The following is a 23,322-nucleotide window of genomic DNA, read 5'->3' on the forward strand; positions in this document are numbered from 1 at the left end:
CGGAAAAACCCATGAGTAAATTTGATAGCGGATTACCCAGTGTCCGCCAGGTACAAAATTTGATCAAAGATCAAACGCCGGTGGACGTTAAACTGCTGACCGGGGACTCCCTTAGGGGCGTGGTGCGTTGGCAGGACACCGATGCCTTGGGGTTAGTGGATGACTCCGAGCGTTCCACCATTGTGCGTTTAGCGGCGATCGCCTACATTGCCCCCCGCCATTAATAGCCAATGCAAAGCCATGGGTAGCAATTTGACTAGATTTGATCAGACAATTTGATAATTGCCTTGATTGAACAACTACTTTTAATTTTTAGCCTTAGCCGGTTCCCAATGTCAGTCTAAGCCCATTGTAGCCGTCCTAGTTTTTACCAACCTATCCTACTCGTATCAAGCTAGCCTTTCCACCTTGAACCATATTGCCCATGAATATCCAAGAAATTGTCGCTAAAGCACTCCGGGATGGGTATCTAACCCCCACTATGGAAGCAGAAGTGGGTCGCCTTTGTGAAAGTGGAGTGGACTTGGAGCAAGGGGAGTATGATGCCCTTGATCGCCTAATGGCCGCCCTATTGGCTGGGGAAGTGGTGGCCATGCCCCACAAACAGTTTATTAACGTTATGGAAGAAATGGTGCTCACGGAGGTGGTGGCCCAGATATCCAAATACCAAAAAACGGCCGAAAAACAGCCGGATATTGCCGATATTGCCGCCTATGCCCTTAACCGCCTGCCTCCCCTCTATGCCACCTCCGAAGAAGGGGCTGAATATCAACGGCAACGGGCCTCCGAGGAATTAGAATTTCTCATTCAACAGCAGGTTAAAGAAGGTTTGGGTAGATATTTCGACCGTCCCAAAATCGCTGACCGGAAGCCCCTGGAACCATTAGTGAAACAAGATCTGATCAGTCAAATGGCTTTGTTATTGGAAGCCCTAGCCCAGGATTGAGGGCAGGATAGCACAAATTAAGAACTGCCATAGGCCGTAGTTTTCCTCCCAGCCTCCGGCCATAGGATTGATTAATCTATCGGTGGTGATCCTTTGACTGGTCGCATTACCCAGCAACTTTTGCCCTGGTTAATTTTGGTTATCTTCATACTTGTTCAGGGTAACCACCGCCGATGTTGTCGATTAATTGGGCCTAGTGCAAGATGGGTTTTCGTCACTCTCAACGCTTTTTAAGTTGGATTTTAACCGTTGTTCTCGCCGCTACTGTCACCGTCGCCATTGCTTCGCCGGTGCGGGCTCAATCCTGGATGAATTTACTGCTCCAGGGACTACAGGTAATTCAATTGTCCAATCTTTCCGACCAACAGGAAGTACGGTTAGGGCAACAAATTAATCAGCAACTTTACCAACAGAGGCAATTCCGTCCCCATGGCGATCGCCAACTGCAAAATTATGTCGACGAAATTGGCCAACGATTAGCTCGGGCCAGTAGCCGCCCCAATATTCCCTACACCTTTCAAGTGGTAGACGATCGCCAAATTAACGCCTTTGCCACCATGGGGGGGTTTGTCTATGTTAATACTGGCTTGATTGCCGCCGCCGAAAATGAAGCGGAGCTAGCCAGTGTCATCGCCCATGAAATTGCCCACATCGCCGAACGCCATGCAGTGACTCGAATGCGGGATGTAGGCTTATCCCAGGGATTAATTTCTGCCGCTGGTATGCGGGAAAATAACATTGTCCAGATGGCTATGCAACTGGGCTTTAACCTACCTATGAGCCGAGAAGATGAACTCCAGGCCGATGCCATGGGACTAAGGAACCTAGTGCGGGCGGGCTATGCTCCAGTGGGTATGGTTAGCTTCATGGAAAAACTCCAACGGCAAAGGGGAGCCGCTCCAGAATTCCTCAGCAGTCATCCCCTAACCCAAAACCGCATTAATTCTTTGCAAAGGGCCATTCCGCCCCAGTACCTATACCAAGGAGATGGATTAGATCCCCAAGCCTACAGCCAGCGCATTGGCCGTCAATCTTCGGTTCCAACCCTCCGTTAGGGCAACTGCTCCAGCAAAATGGTAAAGGTAACGGTGGAACCCAGTCCTTCTCCCATACTGAAAAAAGCCACTTTACCCCCCATGTTTTCCACCAACTTTTGGGAAATTACCAGCCCTAACCCAGTGCCTCCATAGGCTTTGGAATGGGAACCGTCAATTTGCACAAATTTTTTAAATAACTTCGACTGTTGCTCCAGGGAAACCCCAATGCCCGTGTCCCCCACGCTCACTTTCAGCAGTCCCGGTTTTTCGATGCCTTCCCAAAGGATGGTGCGGGGAACCACTTCCACGGTGACGGTAATGCCCCCTTCGTGGGTAAATTTGAGGGCGTTGCCAACAATGTTGAGCATTACTTGCAGGAGCCAGCGTTGATTGCCATAGACCAACAGGGGCCCTTGGCTGGGAGCAGTGAGGCTAAAGCTGAGGCCTTTATTTTGGGCTTGGGGCAGGGCAAAATTTTCCGTCGCCTGGAGCACTTCGCTAAAGTCCACCACTTCCAACTCAATGCCCACCCGGCCCGCTTCGATTTTGGCCAGGTCGAGAATGTCGTTGATTAAATTTAGTAGTAGTAGGGCAGATTGGTAAGCTTCTTCGATGAATTCATGTTTTTCCGCTTCTGAATCAGCCATATCATCTAAAATCAGCCGCAGAAAACCAATAATGCCATTTAAAGGAGTACGGAGTTCGTGGGTGGTACTGGCCAGAAATTCACTTTTGAGCCGGGATGCTTCCTCCGCTGCTTTGGTAGCTTGTTTTAATTCCTGGTAGAGAATGGCATGGGCGATCGCCGTGCCGGTTTGTTCGGCCAATTCCTGTAGCAGAGCTTCCGTTTCTGAATGCCAGGGGCCAGGGGCTGGGCCTAGCTGTTGTAGACAAAGATAACCATTGGGCTGGTCTTGGTAGAGGGTGGGAAAAACCCAAAGTCCGGCCAGGTCTTCCCCCTGAAATTGGATATCGTAGAGGGCCAGGGGTTGATGCTGTTCAAATAATTGCTGCCAAATTTCACTGTCCTCCGGCACGATTAGGTTAGTGAAAGCCGGCACCGTGGGCTGACAAAATTCCGCTTCAATTTGCAGATGACGACTCTGGGCATCCCTGGTCAACAATAGACAGCGGCTCACCCCCAGGGTGGAACCAATGCTATTCACCGCCTCTTGCCAAATGGTGGGAAGATGCAGGCTGTTGCGACGAATTCTTTTGGCGATCGCCGTCAACTGAGAAATAACAGGGGGATGCAGGGGATCCAAAGAGGAAATTCGTAGGTTGGATTCCGTCAAATCGCTCTGCTGTCCCATGTCAAAAATAGTTAGGTGGTGGAGTCAGCGGGGGCGAGGGTCAACTTTTTAGTTACCTATCAGTTACCTAACATCCGCCCTGGGAAACCCAAAAATCAGTCGTTCCATTCTCCTCGGGGAGGAATAGGAGGATTGCGGCGTAAATTGCGGGTTAGCTCATCATCTCGTTCTTTTTCACCCCTTAACCATTGCTTAACAGCCATTTCAATTACCCGATTCGGCTCATTGGTTAAATGCTGAATTTGATCCATCAGATCCGAGTCCAACTGAATGGAAACTTCTACTTTTTCGGAGTCCCGGAGCGAAGCGGTGGTGTGGTCATTCATGGCGGTAGAAACGAGGTCTTCACCAATTATAGTATCCCATCAGTTTCAGGCCAGGCAGATATAATATATGGAACTTCAGGAAAAGTTACCCATTGGGAAAATCCCCCCGGATTGAACAATTTTTGTAAACTTCCTGCCGTCCCAAGCCATCAACGCCAGTTCCGCAACTCCGCCATGTTAGACGCCGTTATCATTCTCCTCTCCATTTTTACCTTTGCAGGGGTCGGCTTCGCCGTGGTGGATCTGTTACCTAGTTCGGTACAAACCCAAATCTCCAACATGGATGCTCTCCGCTGGCTGGCAGCGGGTTTTATGTCCATTATCGGCCTGGCGATCGGCTTAGTAGCCCAAACCACCTACCGCAGACTGGAAAATCAAATTCGCCAAACCCCCATTGAAACCATTCTCACCAGGGCGGTGGGCCTAGTAATTGGTCTGCTGATTGCGAACCTAATGTTGGCCCCTATTTTTCTTTTACCCATTCCAACACAATTTTCCTTTCTAAAACCGACTCTAGCTGTATTTGGCAGTATTATTTTTGCCTTTCTTGGCATCAGTTTGGCGGACACCCACGGCCGCACTTTTATGCGCTTAATTAATCCCAATAGCATTGAAACCATGTTATTGGCCGAGGGCACCCTCAAACCCATCGCCCCTAAAATTGTTGACACCAGTTGCATTATCGATGGCCGCATTGAACCTTTATTAGCCACAGGATTCATTGAAGGTCAGGTGTTGGTACCCCAGTTTGTTCTGGCGGAATTGCAACAATTGGCCGATGCCAGCAATGACCAAAAACGGGTGCGGGGCCGGCGGGGATTGGATATTCTCGGCAGTATCCAAGCGGAGTTTCCCGACAGCATTGTCATTCATTCCGCCGACTATGACGATATTGCCACAGTGGACGCTAAGTTGGTGCATTTAGCCCAGGAAATTAATGGTATTTTACTCACCAACGATTACAATCTCAGCAAAGTGGCGAATCTGCAAAAGGTACAGATTCTCAACGTGAACGATTTGGCCCAGGCGGTGCGCCCCATTTACCTACCTGGTGATTCCCTGGAGTTGAAAATTGTCAAACAGGGCAAAGAAGCTTCCCAGGGGGTGGGCTACCTAGAAGACGGCACCATGGTGGTGGTGGAAGAAGGACGGAACTATGTGGGGTCAGAATTGCAGGTGATTGTCACGTCTGCTCTGCAAACCTCCGCCGGTAGGATGATTTTTGCTAAAACCCCTTCAGTGTTGGCTTCTTGACCATTTCCCCGTAGCCCTAGTGATTATCTATTAGGAAGTTTGAACCGTCGCCCCTGGTTGCTTTGGCCCAGTAATTTTTCCAGTTAAAACAACTAAAAAGATCAGGCAAGGCCACCGACAGCCCTGATAATGGGAAAGAATTGTCGCAAGAGGGTATCAGTCCGCTGTGAAACCCCGTTATTTTTTTGTTCTACTGACCGCCGTTGTCGTTTTTCTTTTGGCCATAGCGGGTTGGGGCACTGCCCTAATGCTAGGCAATAGTCCTTTGAACTTGGCCCAGGGGGGGGTGAGCCGTGGCCCCATGGCCCCAGGGTTAATTCCTGGGCAATCACCCATTATGGTGTCTTTGCTGGTTAATCCCGATCGCCTGGAGGCGTTTACCCAGTTGGCAGTTAATCCTGGACGGCGGGGGCGTTCCCATCGGGAATTGGCGGAGTTGGAGCAGAGTTTACTAGCTAAAACGGGGTTGGACTATCGCCGGGAGGTCAAACCCTGGTTGGGGGAGGAAGTTAGTCTGGCGGTGACGGATTTGGATTATGACCATGATGGGAGCAATGGAGCTCAACCGGGTTATTTACTAATAGTCCATAGTCAGGACCCGGAATTAAGCCGGGAATTTCTGCAACTCTCCTACGCCACAGCGGCGATCGCCGGAGATACGGATTTGGTTCTTGACCGTTACCAAGGGGTAAAAATTACCTATAAACGCCCCGTTAACCCGGTGCCCAACGGCGATTTGCTTGCCAGTGCGGTGGTGGGGGATTATGTCCTCTTTGCGAACCATCCCCAGGTATTGCGCCAGGCGTTAAACAGTTTGCAGGCCCCTTCCCTCAGTTTGGCCCAAACGGAAACTTACCAAACAGCCCTAGCTAGCTTGACAGCTCCCAAGCTGGGACTGGTTTATGCCAATTTTCCCGCCCTTGCCGCTTGGCTTGGCCAACGACCTGCCCTAGACAAGAACTCCGACCAAACGGCGATCGAGCAGACGTTAACGGTGGCTTTATCGCTCCAAGCCCAGGGATTAGTGGCCCATACGGCCCTGACGGGGTTATCCACCAATAACCCGGGGGAAAAAGCGGAAAATGTAACTGCCATTAAAACCAATTTAGTTAACCTACCCCCCACTAGTAGCTTGGTGATTAATGGTCAAAACCTGGCCCAACAATGGCAACAATTGGCCGATGGTTTAGCTCCCCATAGTCCTCTACAACAAGCCCTAAGCAAGTTAGTAGGTGACTGGCAACAAACCATAGGTTTAGATTTAACCACGGATATTTTTCCTTGGGTGCAGGGGGATTATCAATTAATCTTTTTGCCCAAAGTTAATCCGAGTCAAAGTGATTGGGTATTTGCTGCCCAAGATCTGGATGCTACCGCCACCGATGTAGCTTTGGAATATCTGGATCAATTGGCGATCGCCGCTGGTTACCAATTATCAGCTCTAGAATTACAGGGACAAAAAGTTATCGCTTGGACTAGCTTACAAACCCTAGCAAAGGAAAATATTACTAGTTTGCAGACCCAGGTACGGGGCATTCACTGCCGCGTGGGGGATAGGGTGATTCTAGCCAGTTCCCTCGAAGCTCTATCCCAAGTGTTGGATAAAACTGGCCCTTCCTTGGCGGAGCAAACAGAATTTCAACAAGCATTATCTACCCTACCCGGTAACAGTTATGTTTACCTTGACTGGCAAAGGGGAGAACAATTTTTTAGCCAGCAATTGCCCATACTCAGGGTCTTAGAACTATCCCTCAAACCTTTGTTTAAAAATTTACGTTCTTTGACCATTAATCAGGATCCTACTTCCACTTCCATCAGCAACAGCACCATTTATTTAAACTTGGGAGTTGATTAGCTTTGGGAAGTTCCCTACCCATCTGAATTGGGAGGAAAAGTTTAGGGAAATTTCCTCTGTTATTACCGAATTATAGTCAATCAAAGTAAGATTGAGATGGCTAAGGTCTTTACCAAAGAGGCTTTTAGCTCCTTTCTATTTTTACTTTCAATTAAATCAACTATAAGGTTATTCTGCCCTTGGTAAAACTTTGTCAATAAACCGTCAAAGATCTATACCTCCTTCACTAAGTACCACGTTGGGATTTTGCCCCATACGAAGAATGTGGGCCGCCGTATTGTGTACGCCAAATTCTGCCCCCAGTTGAGCTCCCAAGGTGCCATGGATAGCCATATAGGCCATTAAAAACAACGCAAAACCAAGATAAGCCCAGCTAACTTCATTGCGACAGTTGGTGCGCCAAACAAAGCGTTGATAGCCCCGCCAAATAGTTGTGCCCACCATCATGACCAAGAGTAAAATTCCCCCTACGCCGTGGAGTAACATGGTGGTGCCGGCACCAATGCCCCAATCACTGACCTGATCGGTGGGGGGTTGGGCCAAAAGGATTTCAAAAAAACCCGCCGCCACTGTAAAAAAACTAATGCAGGCACCGGCTACGGCATTGTACCAACCCACATCAAAGAAATTTTGCCGTTGGGCTGGGATAGCAAAACCTTTAAGAATTGGCCGTTCCAAGGGGAAAAATACGCCCGCAAAATCAAAAACCAGGGCAATGATAAATAATCCCAAACTAAAATGCACCAAATTAGGGTGTAGGGGAAAACGGTAGGGTAGGCCGTTGGTGCCTAGCTGGAGGCCAATTTCTTTAAGTTGGTCAATCAGAGAAGGGTTCATTGTGGAGTGAGTTCGTCGAGTTGGAATTAAATGGGATGGGAAATGGGAGATGAAAACTAAAAATTAGGGAATAATGCCTTCTTTGGTGGCTTGAACCACAGGTAGGGTATGGAGACCATATACCCAGTCCACCAGGGAACCGAGAAAAATTTGAATGCAGACTAAGATCATAAATACGGTGGCTAACATCAGGAAAGGGAGACTGGTTTTCAGCGGGTTACGCACCCTCAACACTCCTCTCCAGGCCGTTAGCCCCGCCAAAATGGCCGATAAAGACCACCCGTTGACCGTATGCCAATCCAATGCCGGTTGAGCTGCTGGGTAGGGCATGGCCAGGGCCGCTTCAAATTCGCCAAAAATTACGGCAAAAAAAATGGCGATCGCCGCTGTGAGCCAATTCCACCAAGCTACTTCAAAGAAGCGGGGCTTTTTTTGTAGATAACCGACAAGTTCACTAATGTAAGCAAAGAAAACCATGCCAATAACAAAGTGGACAATGATGGGGTGTAGGGTATCGGGATAGGGTAAATTTTGGTCGTTGAGGCTGAACATGGGCAACTTCCGCAAAGGTATTTTGGATCGGGCAAAAACCAGAGGAATCCTCCTAAGCAAACAGATTCAACTGAATAGCTTTTCGGTGGGTTGACGCTTCACAGGATGTCGCCGTCGAGGCATTCCGTTACACTAATCCCTACAAATTCAGTTTCTGCTTCATAGCACCAAACTGTACCATAATGCTCTCCATTGTCCAGAAATACGCTGTATCTGGGGGTAGATCTTTCGGTTTAGCCTTGGTTTTTCCCTCGACAAAAGGTCAATATGGATTAACATCTATTTCCCTATTCGCTAGCGAAATTTTGTCCATGGCAATGATCATTTCCTCCCCCTCCAGTGACCCAATAACAACGGCACCAGCGGAGCCAGTGGTGGCCATGGAGAATCTCAGTCATTTTTACGGCAATGGTAATCTTCGCAAACAAATTTTATTTGACATTAACCTCCGCTTGGAGGAAGGGGAAGTGGTGATTCTTAAGGGTCCTTCGGGATCGGGGAAAACGACGCTGTTGACCTTGATGGGGGGTTTGCGTTCTGCCCAGAGTGGCAGCTTAAGGGTATTTGGTCAGGAGTTGAACGGTGCGAAAAAAAAACAGCTGGTCAATATCCGCCGTCACATCGGTTATATTTTCCAAGCCCATAATTTACTTGAATCTCTCACTGCCCGCCAGAATGTGCAGATGGCGATCGAACTTCATCCCCAATACGATGACCATCGGGCCAAGGAATTATCCCTGGCAATGCTGGAGGCAGTGGGTTTAGTGGACCATGTCAACTATCATCCCCATAATCTTTCCGGTGGACAAAAACAGAGGGTGGCGATCGCCAGGGCTTTGGTTTCCCATCCCAAAATGATTTTGGCCGATGAACCGACAGCGGCGTTGGACAGTAAATCGGGCCATGATGTGGTGGAATTAATGCGACAATTGGCTCGGGAACAGGGATCAACTATTTTGATCGTCACCCACGATAACCGTATTTTGGATGTGGCGGACCGAATCATTCAACTAGAAGATGGACAACTTTGCTCTAGCACGGTGGAGTAAAGATTAATTAACCCACACCCAAAACTGAGCTACGAAGTAAATATAATAAATGCAATGAGTGGAATTTAGATAATTGGAATTAAACAACCAAGAGGGAGTTTTGGTGGAAATATAAAAAAGCCCAATCAAACTTAACTGACCAATAAATTAATCGCCTCAAAACCTAGCAGTGGTTGCATGACCCAAGAGCTCTACCAACTTTTACTTATCGAAGACGAGTCGGCAACAGTGAAAATGATTCTTGACTTTCTTGAGTCGTCGGCCGTGTCTCCTTTAGCCGAGCGTTTGCTGGTACAAGTCACTGCGGTATCGGATTTGGATGAAGCGGTAAAAGTTTGCCAAAAACAAGAATTTGAAATCATTCTACTAGATTTATTCCTGGCTGACATTGAGGGGATTGATGCTTTAGTTCAAGCTCGTAAAATTTTTCCTGAACAGTCAATTATTGCCTATAGCCAGAGTGAAGATGAACAATTGGTCATCCAATCTTTTCAACATGGTGCCGATGGTTATCTGCGGTTAAAAAATCTAGATTCCTACCTACTTTATTACGAACTATTATCAGTTTTACAAAGAAAAATATATCAAAGTAAAAGTGAAAGCCAACGCAGTTTAGCCAGTCAGCAAAAAGAATACCTTGACCTAGAAACTTTAATTAGTTCCACCACCAGTGTCACAGCCCGGATGTTTGGTTCCGACACCATCAAGGATTCTTTCCCAGAATTGTTCGAGGAATTAAAACAAACCTATGGCAACTTGCTAGATTTGGCTTTGGAACAACGGGCTTTTAAGGTAGAACACGATTTATCTAGTCGATTGAGAAATCTAGCCGATCGCCTGGGTTTTATGAAAGCTAGTCCCCGGGATATCATTCAAATTCATACCACTACCCTACGGGAAAAAAACCGTGATACTAACATAGTCAAATCCCAAGCCTACGTTGCCGAAGGAAGACTGATGGTATTAGAATTGATGGGCTATTTGGCTAGTTTCTACCGTAAATATTATGTTAGCCTAAACAATCTAAGTATTTCTTCACGATTACCGCCCAAGGATAGTTCCTAAGTTAGGTAAATAACTAATAAGTCTACTTTGGTTGTTCGGTTGCTAAATATACCAAACTTAACCAAATCTTAATACTAGTTTCACCTAATGCCACTCCTTGCTCTGTTCTATCCCAATCACCCCTAGCTCTTTTATTTCTCTTTATTTCCCCTGGATTAACCCCCAATTTAGCATTATTAACACAATATTATTTTGGAATTATTTTGGAGTGTTAATTGCCTCTACTTAATCTAGATTTATCTGACCAAATCTGCGGATTGATCTTGTTTGCTATCCCCCAGAAATATGAATAAGATTGTATTGAGACTTTATATCACAGGGAATTCTGTCCGTTCTCAACAGGCGATCGCCAACATTTACCGCATTTGTCAGGAAGATTTGGGAGAGCAGTATCGGGTTGAAATTATTGATGTTTTGGAGCAACCCCAACGGGCGGAGGAAGAGAAAATTATGGTTACTCCTACCCTGATCAAACACTTACCTCCTCCCTTACAAAGGATTATTGGTGACATGTCCAATACGGAGAAAGTTTTACTGGGGTTGGACATTTTACCTGAAGGTTAATTGAGTTAACCCTGGGGAGAATTGATGCTTGGCCCCTAGGCGGTGGAGCAATATTGAGTAATGATTAAAAATTGGGCCCATCACTTTGCCCATTATCTACTCCGGCGATCGCCAAAGCTCCAGTTTTCCCCGAATTATGTTGTCCAACTCTGACCAACACCGAGCCGTCCAAGCCCTCTACAACACCTACCCCTTTCCCCCAGAACCCCTGTTACAGGAACCTCCACCGGGTTACAACTGGCGCTGGCACTGGGCTGCGGCCCATAGTTTTTGTCTGGGAAGGCGACCTTTTAATCAAAAGATTCGTATTTTGGATGCGGGCTGTGGCACCGGAGTGGGAACGGAATATTTAGTTCACCTCAACCCAGAAGCCGAGGTTCATGCCGTAGATATTAGTGAAGGGGCTTTAGCTGTGGCCCAGGAACGGTTGCAAAAGTCCGGTGTGGGCTGTGGGCGGGTGCATTTCCACCATTTATCCCTAGAAAACCTTGCCAGTTTGCCGGGGCAATTTGACTACATCAATTCCGTTGGCGTACTACACCATCTGCCTGACCCCGTTGCCGGTATTCAAGCGGTGGCGGAAAAATTAGCCCCTGGTGGTTTGTTTCATATTTTTGTTTACGCGGAAATTGGCCGTTGGGAAATTCAACTGATGCAACAGGCGATCGCCATTCTTCAGGGGGAAAAACGGGGCGATTATCGAGATGGAGTGGCGGTGGGCCGGGAAATTTTTGCCAGTCTGCCAGACCACAACCGCCTAGTAAAACGAGAAAAAGAACGGTGGTCTTTGGAAAATCATCGGGATGAATCCTTTGCGGATATGTATGTCCATCCCCAGGAAACTGATTATAATATCCACACTTTATTTGAACTAACTGACGCCGCTGGGCTAGAATTTTTGGGCTTTTCCAATCCCGATTATTGGCAACTTGATCGCCTCCTGGGTAAAGCACCGGATTTAATCGAACGGGCAAAAAATCTAGGGGAGCGGGAGCGGTATCGCTTGATCGAATTATTAGATCCAGAAATCACCCACTACGAATTTTTCCTCGCCAAACCTCCCATTACAATCAGTGATTGGTCGGACGATAAAACCCTACTCAACGCCAAACCCAATCTCCATCCTTGTATGACTGGTTGGCCCAGCCGCAGTTTATTTGACTATAACTATCAGCCGTTAGAGTTAACCGAAGAGGAATTTAAATTGCTCCAAGCAGTGGAAACCCAGACAGAAATTCAAGCAAACGTGGAAAAAATTCTGGCTGACCTAGGCGATCGGGCAATCGACTTAGGATTGGTGCGGAGCTTACAAACTAGGCAACTACTGACCCTCGGAAATTGATTTAAAAGTCCAAAGTCCCCCAGCATTGCCAGAGCTTTGATTGGTCAACTGAGGAGAAAAACTAAAACTTGGCAGACAGGCTCTCAGCTATAGCTAGGGACTAGAATTGGAAAGTCACTCCGGTCACAGAGAGGAGACTGTCATGGTGCAAGCTGTTGATCGTCCTAAGCCATTACCTTTAAATATTCCCGAAGAACTAGCACTGCAGGTCACGCCGGCACAATTCGCTATTCTAGCAGCGGAAAATCGAGATTTAAAGCTTGAACGTACAGCAACGGGAATATTAATCGTGAATCCCCCCACTGGCGGCGAATCAGGTAATCGTAATTTTAATTTGACTACTCAATTCGGTATCTGGTGTGAAGCTAACGGTCTCCTCGGCAAGGGATTTGATTCCTCCACTGGGTTTGAATTGCCCAACGGTGCCAATCGATCGCCCGATGCTTCTTGGGTTATGCAGGGGCGCTGGGAATCCCTCACCCATGAACAAAGGCAAGGATTTATTCCCCTCTGTCCCGATTTTGTAGTGGAATTACGCTCTAAAACCGACAGCATCAAAAAACTGCAGGAAAAAATGCAGGAATATATGGAAAATGGTGCTCAGTTGGGCTGGCTGATTGATCCCCAAAATAAACGAGTAGAAATTTATCGTTCCGGACAGCCGGTGGAAGTTCTAGAAAATCCAGCAATCTATCTGGAGAAGCTGTTTTGCCAGGATTTATCCTTTCTCTGCAAAGAATTTTTCGAGTTTAATCACTATACTCTTTGCCAATTTATCTATTGAGATCCGCCAACTATTGAGATAATTTTTTTGAAGTGATTACTTCAATTGGTCTCAAAGTACTGTCGCCAATTTTGAAGCCCTTACGCACAACTTTGGTAATAGTTTTTTCTTCTAAGTCTTCCCTTACTTCAGTGTCAACAACTTGGCAAAAATTGAAGTCTGGCTTATCACCACCAAATTCTATGAGATTGACTTCTCGACGTTCTAATATAGTCAATAATTTACTTTGGATTGTTCCCAGAGATTTGGGTAGACGTTTAATAAATCGAGGATTAGGTTCTGGATTTTCTTCGAGATAAAGCAATAGAGATTCTAGCATATCGAATAATTCTAGAAATTCTAAAAATAGGGCTTCACTAGCAGAACGATTGGATTTTTCTTCTTCTTTTAGTAGCTGGGCTAACAATCTTTTTTCCTTGAGTAAGCTTTGTAAATCTGCAAGAACTTTATCTCGATAATCAGGGGTTATTTGAAGCAAATTTTGTTGATTGTTCATAGATTTATTTAGAGTAAATTACTGATGCTTTTATTAAAATCTGCCATCACCTTAGCATGGAATTCATCTAGATTTTCATTTTCAATTTCTTCAATAAGCTTAAGTTCTGGCGTTGGTTTATCAAGTTCAGAGATATCGTAACGTTTAAAGCGTAGAATGGGAGGTAATGCTGGCAAAAGATAGTCGGCAACTAATCGATCTTCATTATTTTTTACGAGTTTATTTCGTGCCGCAGTTAAAATTTTAGGATGACGTTTTTTTTCTTTCATCCTTGCTTTAAAAGCCTTTTCGATTTCATCTTTAGAAGCGGCAGGGGAAACACCGAGAATATCGTAGGGATTGTTAGACATGGAATTATATTTTCTAGAAGATAAAATTTTGAGTTTTTTGAGCTTTTCAAGAGCCACTTTTCTTAGTTCTTCTCTAATCCGTCCATTATCACCTATCATTAAGTTAGTTGCCTGAATGATTTCCCCTGCCAATTGATTTACTTCTTCATATTCCTTGATTGTAAATTCCCTCTCTTGATTGAATTGATCAATTAATTCTTCCACTTCTTTTGCAATAGCAGTATCTTGATCGCCCCGCCCAAGGGCACAACTTACCCTCACAGACTCATCATTACGAAGATGAGCCGTCAACTGCAGCGCCTCGTTTTGCTCGTCAATTTCTGCTATTAAGACAATTTCTGTTCCCTTGGGGTAGTGTTTATCAAGAGCCAAATAAATTTGTCCAATTGACTCATCAATAAATGGGGAATTTGGCTGATTTTCAACCTCATCAGGAGAAAATAACTTAAGATTAATAAATCGCTGACCATCAGCTTTTGTTTTAATTATTACTGATGTCTTTAATGGCAAGTACTCTCCTTTTTGAATTAAAAGAAAGCGCGGATCATCTGGAAATTCAATATAACAATTTCGAGAAACAGTAAGATTCTTGTCCACTAAACCAGCAGCGACAATAGCAGCTCCTTCTGCAATCGCATAAATGGGTCGAGGATGGACAACCACCTTATCGTAACCAAAGACCTGTTTCAAGTTTTGCTGAACAAAAGGAATTAATGACGATCCACCCACCATTAGGATAACGTCAATATCGTCTTGAGTTATGCCTGCATCCTCAATTGCCTGCTGGCAAATTTTTATTGTCCGGTCCACTAAAGGTAGAATTAACTGCTCAAACTCTGAGCGCGTAATAAAAGGCATAATAAAAATTAGCGAACCAAACTCATCTATTAAAGGCTCTGCAATACAAATTTGTGTTTCTGTTCGATGACTTAAGTCAATTTTGACTTGTTCAGCGACCAGCTTAAAACTGTCTATCAATCTCTTTTGTTTTCTACTAGGCATTCTGGCGATTAAAGCATCAATATCATCTAAATCTTCTTCTTGAGCAACTTTTTGCTTAACTAATTCGATGAGCTTATTGTCAATATCATCTCCCCCTAACCATAAGTCTCCTGCTTTTCCTAATTCACTAAACCAATCCCCGATAGCACTAATCACAGAGGCATCAAAAGTTCCGCCCCCCAAATCATAGACAAGAATAGTTTGACAGTCGTCAGAGCCAGGTTTAAATCCGTAGGAGATGGCAGCGGCAATTGGCTCATACAGTAACTCTTTAACTTCCAATCCTGCTCGTTTGGCGGCATTCTGCATGGCATATCGCTGTTGATCGTTTAAATAGGCCGGAATTGCAATAACTGCTTCTGTTATCTTTGTCTTCTGCCCTTGGTTTTCTTGATAAGTCTCGGCATTTTTAACAACTTGCTTAAGAATTTGTGCGGCAATATCCTCGGGTTCGTATTCTTTCCCCCCCAGGATCACAACTAAACCATCTTCCTTTCCTTGGCTAGGGGCTTTAATCTTGTAACTCAAGTGCTGAGTTTGCCATTGGACAATAGGATCGCTATTGTCTCGCCCCATAATGCGCTTAATGGAATCAATGACATTCTCAGGGTCTTGCTTAAGTTGGTAGTAAGCTTTCTCTCCAACAATGATCTCCCCATTATCCAGTGCCACAACGGAACGAGTAAGTCCCTTACCTGCCTCATCAGTTACTATCTCGACTTGAGCGAATTTAAAAGCCGCAACACAGTTGTTCAAGCCAAAATCAATGCCAATCGTATTTACCATATATTCAAACCTCAATAAGGAATCCGTAAAGCTCGATAAAATTCTCGAAAGGCAGGTTCATGGGGAGCGATTTCATAAGCCCATTTTCCCAATTGCCGAATTCCATCAGCATCCATAGAGCGATTTTCAGCCCCCTTTATTGCTATATCTATGAATAATTCTGCCGCAGCAAAACGAATTTTAGGATTAGATGAATTTTTGGCAAAATTGACCAATCCTTCAACATTTCCTGCTTTGATTAATTTGTCAAATTTCTGAGCATCTTGATAATCTTTTACTTTTTGACATAATTCCAAGACTACGGGATTATGAGGATCTATTTTCTTAAGTTGATTGAAATTTTCTAATGCGGAGTCATTGCTAATCTTATCCTTTGCCCATTGTTGTCGAATTGCTTCTGCTTTATATTCTGCTAAATAACTTCTAGAATTTTGGCTTTGCAGTAAATCATACCAAAACTCAGCAAATTCAAGATGTTCGCTAAAATCATCAATTTTTCTGCGTTGGGCCGAGCAAAGTTGATCAATATTTTCTCGCCATTCTGAGTTAGATTGGATGCATGATTTAATATTATTTAATGACTTGATAGATCGCCGCCAATCAAATTGCTGAAGATGATAACGCCCTTCATGATAGTTAACAAAGTTAGAGCTATAAATTTCAGCCGGGGACTGAGGGGGATATATCGGTTTAAGATGAATGGCACGAAGAATATGATTGTCCAAGCAAGCCGCTACAGCAAAACCCCAGTCGCTATACAATGCACTCAGTTGCTCATTAGGAAAATTAAGGTTTGAAAAGAGATGAGAATATTGATAATAACAACCAGGTAAAATTGTTAGCTGATTAAATTTCATCCCTCGCAAATTAGTTTCTTGAAGTGTATTTAACACCATCAATTCTAGTCTTAGACCATCCTTCAATCCCTCAACTCCTATTGGATCTTTTTGTTTGAATTTTTCTATTAAATCGTCTACCAACTTAACTAACTTACTCTGGAGAGTTTCAAAGTTAATATTTTCTGTATCCATCCAAACAATATCATGCAATTTTGGATTATGTTCCAAGTTAGCCAATAATGTAAACCACAGACAGATAAACTTAGCAAATAAAGAGAGATCTGCTTCATCATTTTGCGTAATTTGCTCGTGCAATGCTATGGTCAGATTATGAAGTGTCGTTATACTAGGGTTTTCCAACCATTCCTTTTCTGACAAATCAATTAGTTCTTTGCTTCCTTTTTTATTCCAGTGCTCAGCTATCAGCCATGGCTCGATATGTTGAGCCATGTTCCGTTCAACAATACTGTCACTACCAAATTTTTGTAAAAATAATTGGCTTTTATTTAACGCTGACTGATGTTCAAGATTTTTAAGATCAACCTCAATATCTTGGATACTAATAAGTCGATCTCTTTTGATTAAATCTTTAAGAATATTTAATTGCTCTTTGATTTCAGGATTCTGTATTTTACGCCATTCACGGCTAGCTTGTTGCCATTCCTTCAAGCTGGCATAAATAAATCCTTTCAAATAAGCTGAGGTGTCGCAATTTAGCTGGGCTAAGCATAAAAATGCCTCTTGATATTTTTGCGTTTTAACATAAATTGTAGCAAGCTTTAATTGTATATTACTTATGTTAAAAGATTGGTCAATAGATAAAACATCTTCAACAACGGCCGAATAAACTATTTTGGCTTCTTCAAAGTTATTCTTTTTTTCTAGGGTGATAGCTTGTCGAACTTTAGCTTGTACATCGATAATTTTGGTTAACTTTTGTAAAAGATTTTTGCCATCGGATCTTCTGAATTCTAAAAGTGAATTTTTACATAATTCTACAGACGCTTCCAATTGATTGTTAGTTGCCAATAAACGAGCTTTTTTTAGGTTATTTTCGTATTTTTCTTCCCTTTCAATTGAAGCATTATAATCGGAAATTCTTGCATCTAATTGAGATGTAGGTATAATAGCTTTTGCTTCATTAATTATGACAAGAGCTTTTTTAAAATAAAGTTGGCTGGCTAATTGTTCCGCATTAATTAATTTTTCTTGAAACTGTTCGTGCTTTTGAATGGTATTGTTTAAATTGTTAATTGATCTTTCTAAGGTTTCGTCATAAACAATTTGTTCAGCTTGCTGATATAAACTTTGTGCTTTGTTTAGATTTGGTAAACTTTGTTGGTCACAAGGATTATTTTTGGCTATTTCAACTAGTTGATCAGCTGATCTAATTAATTCTTTCGCCCGATTAATATCTTGTTGCCATTGCTGGTGCCATGTGCTCAATAGCTCAAGTTTGTTTCCTAAGAATTGATTTCTGATCCATTTTTCTAATCCTGAAGGACTAGATTCCCAAATCGATAAAGTTGACTTGGCCAATCTAGTGGCTTGTACTATTTTTTTTCTTCTGACAAGATAATCAATATCTTGCAAAAATTTGTTTGTTTGTCTACATTTTTCAATGAGCCTAAAAACTTGCACCCCAAAAATAAACTGGGTTAGTCGGTCAACGAATTGAGTGATAATATTCATAAGCATTCACTATTAGGATTAGGAATCAAAAGCTTATCGCCAATTTCAAGAAAATCTTCTCTTCCTTCAAGACTTGGATTTTTTTGAACAATCAATGTCTGTTGTTCAGCATTGCCATAGAAGCGCATGGCAAGTAAAGATAAGGAATCTCCTCCCCTAACGACATACTCAAATCCTTGATTACAAGTTTGGATTGAAGAGGGTTTGGTCGTAGCCTGAATTGTTTCCGTTTGGGCGATTTTATCTTGAAGTTGGCCGACTTTATTTTGAAGTTGACTAACTGTGTTTTGTGTTGGCCAGTAAACTCCAATACCCCCCAGAACAATTCCCAAGGCTAGAAAGGCGATCGCCGTTAGGAGTAACCAGGAAGGAACACCTGAACTTTTATTGATGACGGAACTCTGGGGACTAGGAGCAACGGGTAAATCCATTAGTCCACGGATCAATGTCAAATCCGTTTCACAGTTTGGGCAAATGTCCTCTACCACTCCAGGGCGATCACAGACGGGACAGGGAATTTTAACAGTCATGAATATTCTAAATATGGTTGAGCTTATTTTGTTAACCCAGTGGCAACAGTGCCAGTAGCTATTTCTTGATCAAGATACTTTTCGACATCAGGAGATAGTTGTTGTAACAAACTTTGAACTTCTTGCATATCATTATGTTCAAGTGCATAAAGCATTCGAGCAAATTTATCGGTCATGGCATTAGCCGCAGTTGGATTAATTTGAAGAGCACGATTAATTGAAACTCGGCATAGCAAAATTAGGTTAACCAGGTCTGGGAGATTTTCGTCTTCCCGTTTTGCGTCCTCCACAAACTTTTGTAGCCCAGATAAATTATCCTTATCAATGGCATCTTTTAAATTTGCCACTATGTTTTTAATCCTTACCTGTTGCTCTTGGGGAATTGCAGAGTGACAATGCTCGATTACAAATTCAAAACGTGAGAGGAAGTAGTAAGCCAAACCATGATCTTCAGAGATACAGGTACGAAACTCTTTAAGTTTTTCATTGGCTACCCTTCTACGATCTTCCAAGACTCGTCCGTCACTTCCCATCATCGAATTACTAGCTTGAACGATTTCGCCAGCCAATTCATATACTTGCTCAACCCCCCGAGTAGTCAACTGACCTTTTCTGTTTAACTGGTCAATTAATTCTTCTACTTCTTTGGCGATCGCCGTATCTTGGCCACCTCTTCCAAATGAACAACTTACTCTCACAGATTCATCATTACGAAGATGGGCAGTCATCTGCACCGCCTCGTTTTGCTCGTCAATTTCCGATAAAACAGTAACTTCTGTCCCTTTAGAGTAATGTTTGTCAAGGGCTAACCACATTTGTCCAATCGGCTCATCGACGGATGTGTGATCTAGCTGATTTCTGACTTCATCTGGGGAGAAAAATTTGAAATGAATTAACCGCTGGCCATCAGCTTCAATTTTAAAAATATGGGATTGTTTAACTGGTAAATCTTCGCCTTTTTTGATTAAAACAAAACGTGGATCATCGGTAAGCTTAATGCAGTAATTACGGGAAACGGTTAAGCTTTTTTCTACTAAACCAGCGGCAACAATACCGGCACCTTCAGCAACTGCATACATTGGTCGGGGATGGACAACTACTTTATCTTTTCCAAACGCTTCTTGGACTTTTTGCTGAACAACGGGAATTTGGGAAGATCCCCCCACCATTAAAACAATATCAATTCCGCTTTCAGACTCGTTGGCATCTTCGATCGCCTGTTGACAAATCTTGATACTTCGCTCAACTAAGGGCAGAATCATCGGCTCGAATTCTGAACGAGTTATAGCGCATTTAATAAAAAATAATGCACCGAATTCATCTATTAAAGGCTCTGTAATTTCAATGTTTGCTTCTGTACGATTACTTAAATCAATTTTTGCTTGTTCAGCTGCTAGCTTAAAACTACCTATCAACCTTTTTTGTTTTATACTAGGCATCTTACCAATCAAAGCATTAATATCATCCAAATCTTCTTCTTGAGCTACTTTTTGCTTAACCAACTCGATGAGCTTGTTATCAATATCATCCCCGCCTAGCCATAAGTCCCCGGCTTTTCCTAATTCACTAAACCAATCCCCAGCCGCACTAATCACAGATGAGTCAAATGTTCCACCACCGAAGTCATAAACTAAGATAGTTTTTACATCATCTGAACCAGGCTTAAAGCCGTGGGAGATGGCAGCGGCTGTTGGTTCTGATAATAGTTCCTTAACCTTTAGCCCTGCCCGTTTAGCTGCATTCTGAGTGGCATAGCGCTGTTTATCATTGAAATAAGCTGGAATGGTAATAACTGCTTCTGTTATTTTCCCCTTCTGTTTTTGACTTTCTTGATTTTCCTGATAAACCTGAGCATTTTTGACAACTTGCTTGAGAATTTTCGCTGAAATATCTTCGGGTTCGTACTCCTTCCCCCCTAATATGACGACAAGACTGTCCTCTGTGCCCTGACTGGATTGTTTGATTTTATAACTTAAATGTTCACATTGCTTCTGAACAATAGGTTCACCGAAACCACGCCCCATAATTCGCTTAATCGAACCAATAACATTTTCTGGGTCTTGCTTAAGCTGATAGTAGGCTTTGTGTCCAACTATGGTCTCACCATTGTCAAGTCCCACTACTGAGCGGGTTAGACTTTTCCCACCTTCGTCAGTTACAACTTCGACTTGGGCAAATTTAAAGGCCCCTACCGAATTAGTTGTTCCCAAATCGATGCCTATGCAGTTGCCCATAACTAAATACCAATATCAACTATAGTAGAAGTGCTTTTCGTGCAATCGTTCCATAATGTTAGCAACTGAATCAGCTAGAGGATCATAGTATAAAAAACTTTACATTCTTAGCTTGATGAAGCGGACATCGTATCGACCAGATGTATGTAAAATGCCCGCAATGACTCCTTACAGCGTAATCGTTGTAAGAAATGAATGAACGACTCTTTATGTCACGAGGTCCTGACATTTTTAGTACCCAACCACTACTTTGATTGGATGGGATATAAAAGACCGAACTATAAAACCCCTTTGGAACTGGGAATGGTATCAGCCCGACGGGGGTCAACTTCGATCGCCATGCGCATGGCCCGGGCAAAGGCTTTGAACGTGGCTTCGATAATGTGATGGGAATTAATACCGTCAAGCTGGCGGATATGGAGGGTCATTTGACTGTGGTTAACGACGGCCACAAAGAATTCTCGCACCAGTTGGGTGTCGTAGGTACCTACCCTTTCCGTGGGAATTTGCAGACCATAGCTGAGGTGGGGTCGCCCGGAAAAGTCCAATGACACCTGTACCAGGGCTTCGTCCAAAGGAGCAATGAAATGGCCAAAACGATTAATACCCCGGCGATCGCCCAGGGCTTCGGCCAAGGCTTGACCAAGGGTAATGCCCACATCTTCGTTGGTGTGGTGATCGTCAATTTCAATATCCCCGGTGGCGTTCACTTCCAAATCAATCAGACCGTGGGAGGCAATCTGATGCAACATATGATCTAAAAACGGAACCCCAGTGGCCACATGGCACAGACCATTACCCATCAAATTCAAACTCACCCGCACATCAGTTTCTTTGGTGACTCGATGCACCGCCGCGGCACGGGGAGAAAAGTTGGGGACAAGCAAGGATGGGGTGGAGGACTCCGGCATGGGCAACAGTTTATGTGAATTGAGGAGGAGACAGACTAGGTAGAATAGGTCTGCACGGGGAAAGGTACTTCTGTCGAAATTTCAGAATAAATTTCCCCCATTACCATGCTAATCCACCGGGAACCACCGTTGAGCAATCAGATAAATAACATTCAAGGGGAATTTGGGGCTATTCACCATCTCTCCCCATCGGTTCAGGCGTCGACTGGTAGTGCCAAACTTTCTGCACAGAGCCACAGAGCTCTGGGGACGTGGAAACAGCCTTTCCATTTACCACCCTTAAGATTGAGCAACACTTCCCCCCGCCGGTTGAGGTAGCCAAACCATTCCCCATACTCCGGATCAGCGAAATGACTCCAGGCATAGTCGTGGACCCGCTCAAACCATTGCCAGCATTGCTCCCGCCCGGTAATTTGATGTCCCTTAGCTAGAGCAACGAGGGTTTCTAGGTGTACCCACCAGAGTTTTTGGTCCCATTCCAATTGTTGGGGAGGGTGACCCTGGCGATCAAGAAAATAAAAGATACCGCCAAATTCTTCATCCCAGGCATATTCCAAAGTGTTCAAAACCACTTCAATGGCTTGCTCTAACAACTGGCGATCGCCGTTCCGTTGGGCAATGTCCATCATGAACCACATGGCTTCGATGCCATGGCCGGGGTTAAGCAAACGCCCTTCAAAACTATCAACAAACTCCCCCGTGGGGGTCACGGCTTCCCGCATTAGCCCCAGTTCCGGATCAAGGAAATCCGTCATCACCTCCTTAACGGTTTGGGTTAACACCTCTTCCACGGTGGCAGGGGGTAATAACCATTCCATTTCCAGGGTGAGGTTAGCTAAAATCATTGGCACCGCTAGGGATTTTAGAGGTCGGGTGCCGGGGTAGGATTTTTCGTATTGGCCCTTAGGGTTATGCTGACGGCGTAGGACGTTATTGTAGGCCTGTAGAGCAATGGTTTTAGCTTCTTCTTCTGCACTGGCCAGGGCATATTGACTAAAGGCCATGGCGGCGAAACAATCAGAAAAGACATTATAGGGTTGTTTAAGGGGCTTTCCTGCCTGATCTAAGGCAAAGTACCAATTACCATCTTTATCCCGGCCGTAGCGGGCCAAAAAATCAGCACCGTGGCGGGCAATTTCTAACCATTGGGGTCTTGATTCCAAACGGTTGTAAAAAACAGCAAACTGCCACACCTGACGGTTTTGTAACCAAATGAATTTATCGGTGTCAAAAACTTGTCCTTTACGGTCTAAACAGGTGAAATACCCTCCCCCTTGGTGATCAAGGGAATATTTTTCCCAAAAGGGTAACACGTCCTCGTATAAAGCCTCTTGGTATCGTTGGGCTAGCTCCTGACGGCGATGGGCAATCATAGACTTAAAATTTTGGGATTAATGTTAGCGTTGGAGTCCTGGGAAAAATGGCTTGCTTTTCAGACAACAACACAACATAACATGAGTAGGCAAAAATACGGTTTCGACCTGGGGGAGTTAGAACAGTTTTTTTTCGCTGCAGGTAACTGTGAAAATTTGTTAAAAATCCTTACGTTGTCAATAAA

Annotated in this window: 20 protein-coding genes and 1 pseudogene; 10 read left to right on the top strand and 11 right to left on the bottom strand. The window is 44.1% G+C overall.

The genetic code is table 11. The features are described from left to right. The first annotated feature begins 11 nt into the window (after positions 1 to 11). The 3 genes from D082_RS02945 to D082_RS02955 all read left to right on the top strand — a co-directional run bounded on the left by D082_RS02945 (position 12) and on the right by D082_RS02955 (position 2,001). The gene (locus D082_RS02945) at positions 12 to 224 is read left to right on the top strand and encodes an RNA chaperone Hfq (RefSeq protein WP_028949255.1); all 213 of its coding nucleotides are present in this window, start codon (positions 12 to 14) and stop codon (positions 222 to 224) included. Between the two features lie 200 nt (positions 225 to 424). Next, the gene (locus tag D082_RS02950) at positions 425 to 946 is read left to right on the top strand and encodes a late competence development ComFB family protein (RefSeq protein WP_028949254.1); all 522 of its coding nucleotides are present in this window, start codon (positions 425 to 427) and stop codon (positions 944 to 946) included. 203 nt (positions 947 to 1,149) lie between these two features. Beyond that, positions 1,150 to 2,001 carry a M48 family metallopeptidase gene (locus D082_RS02955; protein WP_028949253.1) on the top strand — a complete coding sequence of 284 codons (852 nt, stop codon included), beginning with the start codon at positions 1,150 to 1,152 and terminating at the stop codon, positions 1,999 to 2,001. Here D082_RS02955 and D082_RS02960 read toward each other — a convergent pair. Next, on the bottom strand, positions 1,998 to 3,296 hold the full coding sequence (locus tag D082_RS02960) for an ATP-binding protein (protein WP_051738660.1): 1,299 nt from the start codon (positions 3,294 to 3,296) through the stop codon (positions 1,998 to 2,000). The two genes, D082_RS02955 and D082_RS02960, sit on opposite strands and share 4 nt — an antisense overlap. A gap of 95 nt (positions 3,297 to 3,391) precedes the next feature. Beyond that, positions 3,392 to 3,622 (bottom strand): hypothetical protein, encoded by a 231-nt coding sequence (locus tag D082_RS02965; RefSeq protein WP_028949252.1) that lies wholly within the window; start codon positions 3,620 to 3,622, stop codon positions 3,392 to 3,394. 174 nt (positions 3,623 to 3,796) lie between these two features. Between D082_RS02965 and D082_RS02970 the strand changes: the two genes are divergently transcribed. Together D082_RS02970 and D082_RS02975 are read left to right on the top strand one after the other, a co-directional pair. Next, entirely contained in the window at positions 3,797 to 4,876 is a 1,080-nt protein-coding gene (locus tag D082_RS02970; RefSeq protein WP_028949251.1) for a PIN/TRAM domain-containing protein, read from the top strand. A gap of 166 nt (positions 4,877 to 5,042) precedes the next feature. After that, entirely contained in the window at positions 5,043 to 6,731 is a 1,689-nt protein-coding gene (locus tag D082_RS02975) for a DUF3352 domain-containing protein (protein WP_028949250.1), read from the top strand. A gap of 204 nt (positions 6,732 to 6,935) precedes the next feature. On the opposite strand, the gene D082_RS02980 is transcribed toward D082_RS02975, so the two are convergent. Beyond that, positions 6,936 to 7,568 carry a DUF2231 domain-containing protein gene (locus D082_RS02980; protein WP_028949249.1) on the bottom strand — a complete coding sequence of 211 codons (633 nt, stop codon included), beginning with the start codon at positions 7,566 to 7,568 and terminating at the stop codon, positions 6,936 to 6,938. Positions 7,569 to 7,631: 63 nt separating this feature from the next. Continuing rightward, on the bottom strand, positions 7,632 to 8,120 hold the full coding sequence (locus D082_RS02985) for a DUF2231 domain-containing protein (protein ID WP_028949248.1): 489 nt from the start codon (positions 8,118 to 8,120) through the stop codon (positions 7,632 to 7,634). A 311-nt stretch (positions 8,121 to 8,431) separates the two neighbouring features. Between D082_RS02985 and D082_RS02990 the strand changes: the two genes are divergently transcribed. From D082_RS02990 to D082_RS03010, 5 genes and pseudogenes are all read left to right on the top strand, one after another. Further along, the gene (locus D082_RS02990) at positions 8,432 to 9,169 is read left to right on the top strand and encodes a DevA family ABC transporter ATP-binding protein (RefSeq protein ID WP_028949247.1); all 738 of its coding nucleotides are present in this window, start codon (positions 8,432 to 8,434) and stop codon (positions 9,167 to 9,169) included. A 177-nt stretch (positions 9,170 to 9,346) separates the two neighbouring features. Next, positions 9,347 to 10,234 (top strand): response regulator, encoded by an 888-nt coding sequence (locus D082_RS02995; protein WP_028949246.1) that lies wholly within the window; start codon positions 9,347 to 9,349, stop codon positions 10,232 to 10,234. Between the two features lie 285 nt (positions 10,235 to 10,519). Next, the gene (locus D082_RS03000) at positions 10,520 to 10,798 is read left to right on the top strand and encodes a circadian clock KaiB family protein (protein WP_028949245.1); all 279 of its coding nucleotides are present in this window, start codon (positions 10,520 to 10,522) and stop codon (positions 10,796 to 10,798) included. Between the two features lie 136 nt (positions 10,799 to 10,934). Then, positions 10,935 to 12,140 carry a bifunctional 2-polyprenyl-6-hydroxyphenol methylase/3-demethylubiquinol 3-O-methyltransferase UbiG gene (locus D082_RS03005; RefSeq protein ID WP_028949244.1) on the top strand — a complete coding sequence of 402 codons (1,206 nt, stop codon included), beginning with the start codon at positions 10,935 to 10,937 and terminating at the stop codon, positions 12,138 to 12,140. A gap of 142 nt (positions 12,141 to 12,282) precedes the next feature. Continuing rightward, positions 12,283 to 12,893: pseudogene (locus D082_RS03010) on the top strand (Uma2 family endonuclease). A 41-nt stretch (positions 12,894 to 12,934) separates the two neighbouring features. Here the strand turns inward: D082_RS03010 and D082_RS03015 are convergent. The 7 genes from D082_RS03015 to D082_RS03045 form a co-directional block, all read right to left on the bottom strand. Next, positions 12,935 to 13,420: a nucleotide exchange factor GrpE gene (locus tag D082_RS03015; RefSeq protein WP_028949243.1), complete on the bottom strand. Its 486-nt coding sequence runs from the start codon at positions 13,418 to 13,420 to the stop codon at positions 12,935 to 12,937. A gap of 8 nt (positions 13,421 to 13,428) precedes the next feature. Then, on the bottom strand, positions 13,429 to 15,558 hold the full coding sequence (locus D082_RS03020) for an Hsp70 family protein (protein WP_051738661.1): 2,130 nt from the start codon (positions 15,556 to 15,558) through the stop codon (positions 13,429 to 13,431). 11 nt (positions 15,559 to 15,569) lie between these two features. Further along, complete coding sequence (locus D082_RS03025) at positions 15,570 to 18,089, bottom strand: hypothetical protein (RefSeq protein ID WP_028949242.1); 2,520 nt, start codon at positions 18,087 to 18,089, stop codon at positions 15,570 to 15,572. After that, positions 18,086 to 18,619: a hypothetical protein gene (locus tag D082_RS03030; protein ID WP_028949241.1), complete on the bottom strand. Its 534-nt coding sequence runs from the start codon at positions 18,617 to 18,619 to the stop codon at positions 18,086 to 18,088. Before D082_RS03030 ends, D082_RS03025 begins: the two co-directional genes overlap by 4 nt. Before the next feature lie 23 nt (positions 18,620 to 18,642). After that, entirely contained in the window at positions 18,643 to 20,853 is a 2,211-nt protein-coding gene (locus D082_RS03035; RefSeq protein WP_028949240.1) for an Hsp70 family protein, read from the bottom strand. A gap of 278 nt (positions 20,854 to 21,131) precedes the next feature. Further along, positions 21,132 to 21,764, bottom strand: a complete 633-nt coding sequence (gene hisB, locus D082_RS03040; RefSeq protein ID WP_028949239.1) for an imidazoleglycerol-phosphate dehydratase HisB — start codon at positions 21,762 to 21,764, stop codon at positions 21,132 to 21,134. Positions 21,765 to 21,958: 194 nt separating this feature from the next. Beyond that, positions 21,959 to 23,137: an AGE family epimerase/isomerase gene (locus tag D082_RS03045; protein ID WP_028949238.1), complete on the bottom strand. Its 1,179-nt coding sequence runs from the start codon at positions 23,135 to 23,137 to the stop codon at positions 21,959 to 21,961. Positions 23,138 to 23,322: the final 185 nt, after the last annotated feature.

It is taken from the genome of Synechocystis sp. PCC 6714, from assembly GCF_000478825.2.
In the GTDB taxonomy this organism is placed as follows: domain Bacteria; phylum Cyanobacteriota; class Cyanobacteriia; order Cyanobacteriales; family Microcystaceae; genus Synechocystis.